This is a genomic window from Bacillus sp. VA13, from assembly GCF_055710085.1.
Genome location: NZ_JBVQPP010000034.1, coordinates 1 through 253 on the forward strand (window position 1 = coordinate 1; position 253 = coordinate 253).

Here is a 253-nt window from a genome sequence, read left to right on the forward strand (position 1 = left end):
CGAATATTGTTATAATAATGAATGTATTCTATGACAGTGCGTTCTACGATGGCGGTCGTAGTTCGATCAATGCTGTTAAGATAGAACGTTTCAGACTTTAGTGAGGAATGAAACGATTCGATGGAGGGCATTATCAGCGGGCGTCCCTTTGCGGGACATGCTCATGGTAATGCCTTTTGTGTTAACAGCTTTTTGATACTCGTAAGATGTATACACAGAACCTTGGTCACTATGTAACACGCAGTTCTCAGGC

The 253-nt window shown here is 42.3% G+C and carries 1 pseudogene; it reads right to left on the minus strand.

The annotated features are described in order from the left end of the window. Positions 1 to 253, minus strand: a pseudogene (locus AC0C66_RS21625) (integrase core domain-containing protein); the annotation flags it as partial.